Consider the following 12,125-nt stretch of genomic DNA (forward strand, 5'->3'; position numbering starts at 1 on the left):
CGGGGGTGATATCCTCCCGCCCGCAGTGATTGCGCGAAAGGCAGCGGCGATGAACGAAGCACACCCGGCCATGACCAGCAGCCGCGAGCGCGCCGCATGGTCGACCAGCGGCTACCTGATGCTGGTGGTGTTCCTGGCGCTGGCCTTCCTGCTGGTGGTGCGGATCGGCACCTTCAACGGCGAGAGCGGCCAGGTGGGCAGCTTCGTGGGCGGGGTGTTCCTGCTGCCGCTGGCGCTGATCGTGATCGCCAAGGGCTTCTACATGATCCAGCCCAACCAGGCCGCCGCGATCACCCTGTTCGGCTCCTACCGGGGAACGGATCGCAACCACGGGCTGCGCTGGGTCTGGCCGTGGATGGGCAAGACCCGCATTTCGGTGCGCGCCAACAACGTGGTTTCGGAAAAGCTCAAGGTGAACGACCTGCGCGGCAATCCGATCGAGATCGCCACCACCGTGGTCTGGCGCGTGGCCGATACGGCCCAGGCGCTGTTCGACGTGGACGACTACAAGGCTTTCGTTTTCGTCCAGATCGAATCCGCCGTCCGTTCGATCGGCTCGCGCTATCCCTATGACGATATCGAGCACATGGAAGTGACCCTGCGCGGCAGCCACGACCAGGTGAACGCGGAACTGCGCGACGAGCTCAACAGCCGCCTCCAGACCGCCGGGATTACCGTGGATTCCTGCGGGCTGACCCACCTTGCCTATGCCCCCGAGATCGCCGGCGCCATGCTGCGCCGCCAGCAGGCGGAAGCCGTGATCGCCGCCCGGCGCAAGCTGGTGGAAGGCGCGGTCTCCATGGTGGAGATGGCGCTGACCCAGCTTTCGGAAAAGAACGTGGTCCACCTCGACGATGATCGCCGCGCGGCGATGGTGGCCAACCTGATGGTCGTCCTGTGCGGCGAGCGCGATACCCAGCCGGTGGTCAATACCGGGATGGCCTCTTAACGCCTGCCGCCGCACCGCCCCGCGATGGGACAGCGCCGTTGGCGCACTCCCGCAGGCTGCGCGAATCGCGCTAGGCTGCGCCCATGACCATGCGCTTCACCCTCACCACTGCGATTGCCGCGGCTCTCGCCCTCCTTGCCGCCGCACCCTCGCTGGCCCAGCAGGAGGCGGCCTACACCGTGGTCGAAACCGGCCAGCGCTTTGCCCGCCTGCAGGATGCGGTGAACGCCATCGGCGATGGCCTGGGCACGATCCGGATCGCCCCCGGCGACCATGCCGATTGCGCGGTGCAGGAGCGCGGCGACGTGGCCTATGTTGCCGCCACGCCCGGCGCGGCGGTGCTGGCCGGGGTCGCCTGCGAGGGCAAGGCGGCGCTGGTCCTGCGCGGGCGTTCGGCCCGGGTGGAGGGCATGATCTTCGCCGGCATCCGGGTGAGCGACTACAACGGCGCAGGCATCCGCATCGAGCGCGGCAACCTGGCTGTGAGCCAGGCCTGGTTCCGCGACAGCCAGCAGGGCATCCTTTCCGCCGGCGATCCGGCCGGCACGATCACGGTCGACAAGAGCACCTTCACCCGCCTTGGCACCTGCGCGGGCGGCGGCGGCTGCGCCCATTCGATCTACGTGGGCGACTATGGCGCATTGTCCGTCACCCGCAGCCGGTTCGAGGCCGGGCGCGGCGGCCATTACCTGAAGGCCCGCGCCGCGCGGGTGACCATTGCCGACAATTCCTTCGACGATGCCGCCGGCAAGGGCACCAATTACATGATCGACCTGCCCAACGGCGCGACCGGGCAGATCAGCGGCAACTGGCTGGTCCAGGGCCGCGACAAGGAAAACCATTCCGCCTTCATCGCGATTGCCGCCGAAGGGCGGGGCAATTCGTCGGCGGGCCTCGCCATCAGCGGCAATGTTGCCCGGCTGGCGCCGGACGTGCCCTGGCGCAGCGTGTTCGTCGCCGACTGGTCGGGCGATCCGCTGGCGATCGGCGCGAACCAGCTGGGCGAAGGGCTGGTGAAGTTCGAGCGGCGGTGAGATTTGCCTTTGCGGCCATGAGTTCCTAGATCCCGGGGCATCATGCTGCTGACCCTTCCCCGCCTTCTGCTCGCGCGCCTCATCGGCGCCGCGCTGCTGCTGGCGGTGGCGCTGCAGGCCGGGATGCCCTTCGCCGCGCCGCTCCAGCGCACCCACGGATCGGCCTTCAGCGCCACCACCCACGAAGTGGCGCTTGCCAGCCAGCGCCGGGGCGAAGTGGTCCGGCTCGCAATCGCGCCCGAGCCGCGCCTGCCCGCGCTGGTGCCGGCCGCGCCGCTGGTTGCCGCGCTGGCGGCCTTGCCCGCCCCGCGCCCCCGCTCCACCGGCCCGCCCGCCCGCGAGGACATCGCCCGGCGCCCCAGCCCGCGAGCCCCGCCCACCGCCTGAACGGACCCTTTCCGGCCACCATCCGGCCAATCCCGTTCAGGAGTTACCATCATGTCCGAATCCAGCCCCGTCCGCGCCGTCCGGCGCGGCGAAATCGAAGCCATGCTCGCCCGCTATCCGCACCTTGCGCCCGAGGCCATCGCCGAACTGACCGACTGGTTCACCAGCGAGGCCAGCGCGCTCGACGTGGGCCTCATCGCCAGCAACGAGGCGATCGCGGCGCCTTACCGGGCGTTCCGCGCGGCGCACGTCGATCCGCTCAGGGGCCGCGACTGGCTGCGCGGCCTCGGCTTTGCCGCGATCATCGTGGTGATCGGCGCCGCGCTGTTCTGGCGGGCGTTCTGACGACAGGCCCGGCCGCTCCCAGGGGCGGCCGGGCTGGCTAGCTAGTCCAGCAGGTGCCCGGTCCGGTCGCGCTTGGTGGCGAGGTAGCGTTCGTTGTGGGGGTTGGCGGGGAGCTGGTGCTGGACCCGCTCGGCCACCTCCACCCCGCAGGCGGCGAGCGCCTGAACCTTGGCCGGGTTGTTGGTCATCAGCCGGATCGCCGGTACGCCGAGCAGCGCCAGCATCCGCGCCGCCACGGGAAAATCGCGCGCCTCGGTGGGCAGGCCGAGGCGGTTGTTGGCCTCCACCGTATCGAAGCCCATGTCCTGCAGGCGATAGGCGCGCAGCTTGTTGACGAGGCCGATCCCCCGGCCTTCCTGCCGCAGATACAAAAGCACCCCCCAGCCGCCGGCCCGCGCCTCGGCCGCCATGGCTTCGAGCGCGGCGTGAAGCTGCGGGCCGCAATCGCACTTGAGACTGCCCAGGATATCGCCAGTCAGGCATTCGGAATGGAGCCGGACCAGCGGCGCGCGGTCGCCGTTCTGCTCACCGATCACCAGGGCGACGTGTTCGCGCAGGTCGTCCGCCGCGCGGAAGGCGACGATCTCGGCCGCCTCGCAGGCCGCGACCGGCAGGTGCGCGCGGCTGGCGATCACCAGGTGTGCCGGATCCTTCCAGGCGGCAAGATCGGCCGAAGTCACCGCCTGCGCTTCGCCGGCCGGTTCGGGCGATACCAGGAAGGCCGGGAGGATGCCGGCCAGCCGCGCCAGTTCCATGGCGGTGCGGGCGGCTTCGCCGTGGTCGATATGTTCGGCCCGGAACGGCCCCTTGAAGGGGAAGCGCAGATCGAGCGCCGGATCGGCAAGCGCGCGGGCGTGAACCAGATCGAAGGGTTGTGCGCCGCGGATCTGCACCGGCGCCTCGGGCACGGCGGCCTCGCGCTGGTTGGCGAGCTTGAGGGTGACCGCGCGGGCGGCGGAAATCAGCATGGTCGGCGCGGTCACCGCCGGGCCGAACCCGGTTTCCGCCGGGAGCAGCGGCAACACCCCGTCGACCACGACCGGCCAGCCATGGCGCAGCGCATCGAGTGCGAGCGCGAGCCGGCGGGTTCCACTGGTCGTGCCGGGTGGGGTCACAGGGCGAATTCCGTGATCAGCGGCACGTGATCGGAAGGCTGCTCCCACCGCCGGGTTTCTTCCACGAAGCGGTGAGCAGTGGATTGCGCCGCAAGCTCGGGCGAGGCCCACATATGATCGAGCCGCCGCCCGCGATCCTTTTCCTGCCAGTAGGTGCGATAGGACCACCAGGTCCAGTTGCGCTGCGGCGCGGGGATATGCTTGCGGCCCAGATCCACCCAGCCATGGGCATCGGCGAAGCGCTGGAGCGTGGCCACTTCCAGCGGGGTGTGGCTGACCACCTTGAGCAAGGCCTTGTGGTCATAGACGTCGCATTCCAGCGGGGCGATGTTGAAATCGCCGACGATCAGCGTGGGGCGATCGATCCTGTCCGCCCAGCGGGTCATCCGTTCGAGGAAATCGAGCTTCTGGCCGAACTTGGGGTTCACCGCGCGATCGGGAATGTCACCGCCGGCCGGGATATAGACGTTCTCGAGGATCAACCCCTGCCCGGCCCCCAGCAGCTCCACGCCGACATGGCGGGCCTCGCCATTGTCCTGCCAATCGTGCCGGGACACCTCGCGCAAGGGGATCCGGCTGACCGTGGCGACGCCGTGATAGCCCTTCTGCCCATGCACCGCGCGGTGGGTGTAGCCGGCGGCCTCGAACACATCGTGGGGAAACAGGTGCTCGGCGCACTTGATCTCCTGCAGGCACAGGACATCGGGCGCTTCCTGCTCGAGAAACCGCACGACCGCATCGGCGCGCAGGCGGACGGAATTGATGTTCCAGGTGGCAATGGAGACCATGGGCAGGCTTTAGGGACGGCGCGCCGGTTTTGCCAGTGGCATCGGGGACTGCTCCCCCGGCAGGGATATGGCCCAGGAACAGGAAAACCCTCGTGCCGGGGGCAGTGGCACGAGGGTTCCTTTTGCGTTCGTCACGCTTTGACAAGGAAGCGATCCAGAGGTTCGGGCAACAGGGGGGAAACCCGCCTCACACCGCCTTGTCGAGAACCCTTATAGCGATCCCGCATTGCTCCCAAGTGAACGAAAATCGCAGGATTGTAGTCGTTTGTCGCGCGTGGGGGGCAGGGCCGCGACCAGCCGACGATTGTCAGCGACGACCCGTTTGCCGGGGATCGACATACCGGAACTGGCTGTCGGGAAGATCGGCGCCATAGCGCTGCCCGGACAGGCGGATGGTTGTGCGCCGGTTCTGCGAATCAAGCGCAACCCAGCTCACCAGTTCCAGCCCGCCGGGCGCGGCGGCCTTGCGCGCGAAGATCAGGGTGATCACGCCATATTCCGGGTGCCTGGAATCGCGCACCTCGATCGAGACGATCGCGGGATCGAGCGAGGGCTGGAGCGTGCCGAAGCGCTTCACGTCGCGGTTGGGATCGAGCAGCGCGCCCAGCGGCGAATTGCCGATCGGCCAGCGCTGGACCTGGCGCACCTCGTAATCGACCATGGTCAGCGCCTTGCCGTCGCCCACGATCAGCAGGGGCACGCCGGGCTGGTACTGGAAGCGGATCCGCCCCGGGCGCTTGATGGTGAGCTTGCCCGAAACGCGCTGGCCGTTGCGGTCGGTCTGCTGGAAATCGGCCTGCATGGTGGTGATGGCGCGCAGGGCGCCCACCGCGCGGTCAAGGTCGCCCACGGCCTGCGGGGCGGCCTGGGCGGCGGCCGGAGCAGCTGGCAGGGCCGCAAGCGGCACGAAAAGCGCCGCGGAAACCGCGGCGCCCAGCGATCTGCGGAAATGTCCGATCAAGGTGCTCATGCCTCGCTTGTGAGAGAGAAGCATTGAACTGCCCATGAACCCGCCCGGCTTCACGAAACCGGGCCGCGGATCACTTGATCTTGGCTTCCTTGAATTCGACGTGCTTGCGAACGACCGGATCGTACTTCTTGAAGACGAACTTCTCGGTCGAATTGCGCGGGTTCTTCTTGGTGACGTAGAAGAAGCCGGTGTCGGCGGTGGAGACCAGCCGGATCTTGACGGTTGCGGGCTTCGCCATGGCGACGCTTTCCTGAATTACGAGTGATCAAAACGGATCAGGCGGCGCACGAGATCGGCACCGCCCGGCAAGGTTGCGGCCTTTGGTGGGGAATCACCCCAAAGTCAAGGTGAGAGAGTCGGTCCGGGCTGCGGAAAATGGCCTGGCGGGCGTTCCCCGGCGGCACCGGGCGCCCCTGCGGGTGGCGCTGCGCCTAGCCTTCATAGTCCTTGATCGGCTTGAGCAGGCGGTAGCGCTCCTTGTGCGGCTTGCCCTTGAGCGGCTTCAAATCGACCGATTCGGGCGGCACGTCGCAATCTGGCAGGCGATCGAGCAGGTCGCGGATGACGGTCAGCCGCCCGCGCTTCTGGTCGTTGAAATCGACGATGGTCCAGGGCGCGTGGGCGGTGTGGGTGGCGGCCAACATGGCCTCGCGCGCCTTGGTATAGGCCTCGTATTTTTCGCGCGCGGCCAGATCGACCGGCGAGAGCTTCCAGCGCTTGAGCGGATCGTCGCGGCGTTCGGCGAAGCGTTCCTCCTGCTCGTCCTGATCGCAGGCCAGCCAGTATTTGAACAGCGCGATGCCATCGTCGACCAGCAGGCGTTCGAACTCGGGCGCCTGGCGCAGGAAGCGGTCCACCTCCTCCTCGGCGGCGAAGCCCATGACCTGCTCGACCCCGGCGCGGTTGTACCAGGAGCGATCGAACAGCACGATCTCGCCGGCGCTGGGCAGGTGCGCGGCATAGCGCTGGAAATACCATTGCCCGGCTTCCTGGGCCGTGGGCCTGGCCAGGGCCACCACCCGGCACTGGCGCGGGTTCAGCCGTTCGGCGATGGCGTGGATCGCGCCGCCCTTGCCGGCCGCATCGCGCCCCTCGAACAGCACCAGGATGCGGGCGCCGGTGTGCTCGGCCCAGCGGGCGGCGACTTCCAGTTCCTGCTGGAGCGGCTTGAGGAGATCGGCATATTCGCGGCGCTTGAGCTTGGACATGGGCTGGTCCTCCGGCAAGCGCACCATGCGCGCTTGCCGGCGCGAATGCAAAAGGGGGCGGCAGCGCACGCTGCCGCCCCCTGATTGCCCCGCCTCGTGCCGCCGTCAGGCCATCGCCTTGGCGGGCCGTCGTCGAGCCGATTACCGGACCGAGCCCCGACGGAACAGGTTGACGATCGCCAGGAGCACCACGGCGCCGATGAACGAGACCAGCAAGGCGCTGGCGCTGAAATCACCGGACATGATGTTGCCGCCGCCCACCAGCGGATTGAGGATGAAGCCGGCGAGCAAGGCGCCCACGATGCCGACCACCACGTTGAGGAAGACGCCCTGGCTGGCGTCGGTACGCATCACGATGCTGGCAAGCCAGCCGAGGATGCCACCCACGATGATGAGAATGATCAGTCCCATGACGGTTTGATCCTTGTGCTGTTGACTGCTGTCTGCACAGGAAAATCGCCGCGAGGCGCAAGGTTCCCGAACAGTCGCTGCACGGAACAGCCCGCCGGCCTGTCCTTCGCCGGTGCCGCAAGCCCCTGACGGATGTCGGGGGCGCACCCAGACAAGGACTCACCGCGCCAGCAGGATCGCCCCGGCCACGGCCCCGGCCACGATGCGATACCACGCGAACGGTGCGAAGCCGGCGCGGCTGACATAGGCGACGAAGCCCTTGATCACGCCCAGCGCGACCACGAACGACACCACGAAGCCGATGCCGATCTCGCTCCAGCCGACCGGGCCGAGGCCATGCATCAGCGCCTCGCGGTTGTCGTGCAGTTCCAGCACGGTCGCCCCCAGCATGGTCGGCACCGCCAGGAAAAAGCTGAATTCGGCCGCCGTGCGCCGCTCGATCCCCATGGCGAGCGCGCCCATGATCGTCGCGCCCGAACGGCTGACGCCCGGGATCATCGCCACGCACTGGAACAGGCCCACGCCCAGCGCCTGGCCGGTGCGAAGCTGGCCGATGCCGGAATAGGGGCCGGGCTTCGCGGTGCGCTCGATCGCCAGGATCGCGAAACCGCCCGCGATCAGCGCGGCGCAGACCACCAGCGGGCTGCCAAGCAGGATGTCGATGTATTTCTTGGCCGCCAGCCCGATCACCACCGAGGGCAGGAAGGCCACCAGCACGTTCCGCAGGAAGGCGAGGCTGAGCCTTTCCAGCCGCAGCAGCCCCAGGCCCACGGCCCAGAAGGTGCGCCAGTACTGGACCACGACCGCCAGGATCGCGCCGAGCTGGATCACCACGTTGAACACCTTCCAGGTATCGGCCCTGAAGCCGAACAGCTCGGTGGCGAGGATCAGGTGGCCGGTGGAGGAGACCGGCAGGAATTCGGTCAGGCCCTCGACGATGCCGAGCAGGATGGCGGTGATGGTCAGCGTCATGGGTGCCGGTCATGCCGGGGCGGGGCGCCAAGCGCAAGCGGGCGGGCGGTTCATTACCGCAATGTCATGCGGGGCAGCCGGCGCGGCGGCGCGCCCCGCGCCGGCAATCGCTTCCTCAACAATTCAACCGTTTGCGCCGGGAAAAGTGCAAATATTCCTTTACCTTCGTTATATTAGGCGCAGCGCATGATGGGAGAGGCCAAGCGGGATCCACGCCGCACGACATTGCTGAAAGCCCAGGTCCGCGGCGAACATGGCTGGTCGGAGGCGCTGGTCTGCAACCTCTCGGCCCATGGCCTGATGCTGCGCGGGGTGGACCTGCCCCGGCGCGGCAGCTTCATCGAGATCAGCTGCGACAAGACTCGCGCGGTCGGCCAGGTCCGCTGGTCGATCGGCAGCCGCTGCGGGGTGCGTACCCGCGAGGCGATCGACCCGGCTGCCTGGCTCGGTCATCACGGCGAAGACCGGGCCGGCTGCGGCGGCGCCCCGCCCCCGGTCGTCCTGCGCCCGACGCCGCAGGATAGCGCCGCCATGGCCGCGCGCGGCGCCCTGTTCGCCCGGCTGGCCAACCTTCTGGTAACAGCCACGCTGCTGGCGGCCGCGGCCTGGCTGGCGGTCGATGCGGTCACCGGCCTGCTCGGCACGCCGCTGCACCGCATCGGCACGCAACTGGCGCCGGTCAGCGCGCCGCGCTGAGGCTCATTCCCGCGAGCCTCATTCCCGCGAGCCTCATTCCCGCGAGCCTCATTCCCACTCGATCGTGCCGGGCGGCTTGCTGGTATAGTCGTAGACCACCCGGTTGATGCCCTTGACCTCGTTGATGATCCGGGTAGCGACCCGGCTGAGGAAGCTGGCGTCGAAGGGGTAGATGTCCGCGGTCATCCCGTCGGTGCTGGTAACGGCGCGCAGGGCGCAGACGTTGTCGTAGGTGCGCCCGTCGCCCATCACGCCCACGGTGCGGACGGGGAGAAGCACGGCGAAGGCCTGCCAGATCGCATCGTAGAGGCCGGCATTGCGGATTTCCTCGAGATAGATCTGGTCGGCCTTGCGAAGGACATCGCAGCGTTCGCGGGTTACTTCGCCGGGGATGCGGATCGCCAGGCCCGGCCCGGGGAACGGGTGGCGGCCGACGAAGATCTCCGGCAGGCCCAGTTCGCGGCCAAGCTCGCGCACCTCGTCCTTGAACAGTTCGCGCAAGGGCTCGACGAGCTTCATGTTCATCCGCTCGGGCAGGCCGCCGACATTGTGGTGGCTCTTGATCGTCACCGAGGGGCCGCCGGTGAAGCTCACGCTCTCGATCACGTCGGGGTAGAGCGTGCCCTGGGCGAGGAACTGGGCGCCGCCGATGCCGCGCGCCTCTTCCTCGAACACGTCGATGAAGGTCTTGCCGATGAACTTGCGCTTGGCCTCGGGATCGGTGACCCCGGCCAGGCCGCCGAGGAACAGCGAGGACACGTCCTTGTGGATCAGCGAGATGTTGTAATGGTTGCGAAACAGGCCGACCACCTGCTCGGCCTCGCCCAGCCGCATCAGGCCGTGATCGACGAAGACGCAGGTCAGCTGGTCGCCGATCGCCTCGTGGATCAGCACCGCGGCCACGGCCGAATCGACCCCGCCCGACAGTCCGCAGATCACCTTGCCATCGCCCACCTGTTCGCGGATCTCGGCGATCTTGGTCTTGCGGAACTCGGCCATGGTCCAGTCGCCGGCGAGGCCGCAGACGTGGCGCACGAAGTTCTTGAGCAGCTTGCCGCCATCCGGGGTGTGGACCACCTCGGGGTGGAACTGCATGGCATAGATGCGCTTCTCGTCGTTCGCGATCACCGCGAAGGGCGCGCCGGGGCTGGAGGCGACCGCGCGGAAGCCCGGGGCCAGGCGGGTCACCTTGTCGCCGTGGCTCATCCACACCTGGTGATTCTCGCCCTCGGCCCACAGGCCGTCGAACAGCACACAGCGATCCTCGATGGCGATGAAGGCGCGGCCGAACTCGCCCGCGTCGCCCAGCAGGACCTCGCCGCCCAGCTGCTGCATCAGCGCCTGCTGGCCATAGCAGATGCCCAGAATCGGCAGCCCGCTATCGAGGATTTCGTAGGGAATGCGCGGCCCGTTCTCATCGAGCACCGAGGCCGGGCCGCCGGACAGGATGATCCCCCTGGGCTTCATCCGGGCAAAGGCGGCGGCGGCGCTGCCGAAGGGCGCGATTTCGGAATAGACGCCGGCTTCGCGCACGCGGCGGGCGATGAGCTGGGTCACCTGGCTGCCGAAATCGACGATCAGGATCGAGTCTGAAGGCTGGATGGTCATGGCCGGCGGATAAGAGCCAAGGCGCGGCCTGTCCAGCATGGGCGCTTTCGCCATCCCCGACGCGCGCGTGCAAGGGCCGGGCGCAGGCACCCGCGAGGCATAAGTTGCACGAAACGCAATCGTGGTCCGCTTTTTCGCATTTGCGGAATATAGGTAGTATGCTTAGTTGCAACTGCGAATACGCGAACAGGCGTATTGATGTCCGCCGGCCGATCGGCGACAAAAAAGGAGCAAGTATCATGAGCACTTTCACCAAGATCGTGCTGCCGGCCCTCATCGCCGCTGGCACCAGCGGGCTGATGTTCACCGCCGCGCTGATCTGACCCACGCTTCCCGCGGAAGCCTGAACGGCCGCCCTGCCCGGGGCGGCCGTTTGCATTTGCACCGCCGCGCCGCGATCGCGCGCGCGATTTCGGCCCCAATTATGACATTGCGATTCGCCCCGTGCTGCGGCACCTGCCCGGCAGGGGGGCTTGCCTGCGATGACTACTGCCGTTTCCACCACCCGCATCCTTGCCGCCGAGGCGCTCGGCACGGCGCTGCTGCTGGCGATCGTCGTTGGCTCGGGGATCATGGGATCGCGCCTTGCCGGCGGCAATGATGCCGTGGCGCTGCTGGGCAACACCCTGTCCACCGGCGCGGGGCTGGTGGTCCTGATCCACGTGTTCGGGCCGCTGTCGGGCGCGCATTTCAACCCGGTGGTCACCCTTGCCGCGCTGTTCGCCCGCCAGCGCAGGCCCGGCCTTGCCGCCGCGATGATGGCCGCGCAGTTCGCCGGGGCCGTGCTGGGGGTCTACGCGGCGCACCTGATGTTCGGCGAACCGGTGCTCCAGGTTTCCACCAAGCTGCGCGGCGGCGGGGCGCAGGTCTTCGCCGAGGCGGTTGCCACCTTTGGCCTGATCGGCACGATCCTGGGAACCCAGCGCGCCCGCCCGGATTTCACGCCCGTGGCCGTGGGCCTCTACATCACCAGCGCCTACTGGTTCACCGCCAGCACCTCTTTTGCCAATCCCGCCGTGACCCTGGCCCGCAGCCTGTCGGACACCTTCGCCGGGATCGCCCCGGCCTCGGTTCCCGGCTTCCTTGCCGGCCAGATCGCCGGCGCCGTGGTCGGTGTGGTGGTGTTCGAATGGCTGCTGGCCCGCCCCGGCCAGGACCTCCCGCTCGACGAATTTCGAGGAACCGACCAATGACCGACTTTCCGATCACCATCTACCACAACCCCAAGTGCGGCACCTCGCGCAACACCGTCGCCATGGTCGAGGCCGCCGGCTACGCGCCCACGGTCGTCGAATACCTCAAGGCGGGGTGGACCGCCGGCCAGCTTGAAGGCATCGTGGAGGCCAGCGGCGGCACGGCGCAGGATCTGCTGCGGGTGAAGGGCACGCCAGCCGAGGAACTGGGCCTCACCCAGCCCGGCAAGAGCGATGCCGAAGTGATCGCGGCGATGGTCGCCGATCCGATCCTGGTGAACCGCCCGATCGTGGTCACCCCCAGGGGCACGAAACTGTGCCGCCCGTCCGAACTGGTGCTGGACCTGCTCGACAGGAAGCCCGAAAGCTTCACCAAGGAAGATGGGGAAGTGGTGAAGATCTAGGGTCCGGACTCAATTGGCCCACCAGATGATGGCGGCGACGATGAG

General features: G+C 68.1%; 16 protein-coding genes. 8 read left to right on the forward strand and 8 right to left on the reverse strand.

The features are described from left to right. Nucleotides 1-49 precede the first annotated feature (49 nt). The 4 genes from ACFOD9_RS02125 to ACFOD9_RS02140 all read left to right on the forward strand — a co-directional run bounded on the left by ACFOD9_RS02125 (nt 50) and on the right by ACFOD9_RS02140 (nt 2,715). Nucleotides 50-949, forward strand: a complete 900-nt coding sequence (locus tag ACFOD9_RS02125) for an SPFH domain-containing protein (protein WP_379508430.1) — start codon at nt 50-52, stop codon at nt 947-949. Nucleotides 950-1,032: 83 nt separating this feature from the next. After that, nucleotides 1,033-1,983, forward strand: coding sequence for a right-handed parallel beta-helix repeat-containing protein (locus ACFOD9_RS02130; RefSeq protein WP_379508431.1), 951 nt, complete (start codon nt 1,033-1,035; stop codon nt 1,981-1,983). A gap of 42 nt (nt 1,984-2,025) precedes the next feature. Beyond that, a complete protein-coding gene (locus ACFOD9_RS02135; RefSeq protein ID WP_379508432.1) occupies nt 2,026-2,370 on the forward strand; it encodes a hypothetical protein in 345 nt (114 codons plus the stop codon). 51 nt (nt 2,371-2,421) lie between these two features. Continuing rightward, entirely contained in the window at nt 2,422-2,715 is a 294-nt protein-coding gene (locus tag ACFOD9_RS02140; RefSeq protein ID WP_379508433.1) for a hypothetical protein, read from the forward strand. Nucleotides 2,716-2,756: 41 nt separating this feature from the next. On the opposite strand, the gene ribA is transcribed toward ACFOD9_RS02140, so the two are convergent. The 7 genes from ribA to ACFOD9_RS02175 all read right to left on the reverse strand — a co-directional run bounded on the left by ribA (nt 2,757) and on the right by ACFOD9_RS02175 (nt 8,179). After that, nucleotides 2,757-3,830: a GTP cyclohydrolase II gene (ribA, locus tag ACFOD9_RS02145; protein WP_379508434.1), complete on the reverse strand. Its 1,074-nt coding sequence runs from the start codon at nt 3,828-3,830 to the stop codon at nt 2,757-2,759. Then, entirely contained in the window at nt 3,827-4,618 is a 792-nt protein-coding gene (locus ACFOD9_RS02150) for an exodeoxyribonuclease III (RefSeq protein WP_379508435.1), read from the reverse strand. Before ACFOD9_RS02150 ends, ribA begins: the two co-directional genes overlap by 4 nt. 307 nt (nt 4,619-4,925) lie before the next feature. Next, entirely contained in the window at nt 4,926-5,588 is a 663-nt protein-coding gene (locus tag ACFOD9_RS02155; protein WP_379508436.1) for a LolA family protein, read from the reverse strand. Nucleotides 5,589-5,658: 70 nt separating this feature from the next. Beyond that, complete coding sequence (gene rpmG, locus ACFOD9_RS02160) at nt 5,659-5,826, reverse strand: 50S ribosomal protein L33 (protein ID WP_379508437.1); 168 nt, start codon at nt 5,824-5,826, stop codon at nt 5,659-5,661. Between the two features lie 193 nt (nt 5,827-6,019). Then, a complete protein-coding gene (ppk2, locus tag ACFOD9_RS02165; protein WP_379508438.1) occupies nt 6,020-6,796 on the reverse strand; it encodes a polyphosphate kinase 2 in 777 nt (258 codons plus the stop codon). 141 nt (nt 6,797-6,937) lie between these two features. After that, complete coding sequence (locus ACFOD9_RS02170; protein WP_379508439.1) at nt 6,938-7,207, reverse strand: GlsB/YeaQ/YmgE family stress response membrane protein; 270 nt, start codon at nt 7,205-7,207, stop codon at nt 6,938-6,940. Nucleotides 7,208-7,366: 159 nt separating this feature from the next. Continuing rightward, on the reverse strand, nt 7,367-8,179 hold the full coding sequence (locus tag ACFOD9_RS02175) for an undecaprenyl-diphosphate phosphatase (RefSeq protein WP_379508440.1): 813 nt from the start codon (nt 8,177-8,179) through the stop codon (nt 7,367-7,369). A 186-nt stretch (nt 8,180-8,365) separates the two neighbouring features. Between ACFOD9_RS02175 and ACFOD9_RS02180 the strand changes: the two genes are divergently transcribed. Next, entirely contained in the window at nt 8,366-8,875 is a 510-nt protein-coding gene (locus tag ACFOD9_RS02180; protein ID WP_379508441.1) for a hypothetical protein, read from the forward strand. A gap of 48 nt (nt 8,876-8,923) precedes the next feature. On the opposite strand, the gene guaA is transcribed toward ACFOD9_RS02180, so the two are convergent. Then, nucleotides 8,924-10,483, reverse strand: a complete 1,560-nt coding sequence (gene guaA / locus ACFOD9_RS02185; RefSeq protein ID WP_379508442.1) for a glutamine-hydrolyzing GMP synthase — start codon at nt 10,481-10,483, stop codon at nt 8,924-8,926. Between the two features lie 158 nt (nt 10,484-10,641). On the opposite strand from guaA, the gene ACFOD9_RS02190 reads away from it, so the two are divergent. From ACFOD9_RS02190 to arsC, 3 genes are all read left to right on the forward strand, one after another. Continuing rightward, a complete protein-coding gene (locus tag ACFOD9_RS02190; RefSeq protein ID WP_379508443.1) occupies nt 10,642-10,806 on the forward strand; it encodes a hypothetical protein in 165 nt (54 codons plus the stop codon). A gap of 159 nt (nt 10,807-10,965) precedes the next feature. After that, a complete protein-coding gene (locus ACFOD9_RS02195) occupies nt 10,966-11,676 on the forward strand; it encodes an aquaporin (protein WP_379508444.1) in 711 nt (236 codons plus the stop codon). After that, the gene (gene arsC / locus ACFOD9_RS02200) at nt 11,673-12,080 is read left to right on the forward strand and encodes an arsenate reductase (glutaredoxin) (RefSeq protein WP_379508445.1); all 408 of its coding nucleotides are present in this window, start codon (nt 11,673-11,675) and stop codon (nt 12,078-12,080) included. The genes ACFOD9_RS02195 and arsC overlap by 4 nt, the downstream gene beginning before the upstream one ends. Nucleotides 12,081-12,125 lie beyond the last annotated feature (45 nt).

The organism is Novosphingobium bradum (assembly GCF_042646485.1).
Lineage (GTDB): Bacteria > Pseudomonadota > Alphaproteobacteria > Sphingomonadales > Sphingomonadaceae > Novosphingobium > Novosphingobium bradum.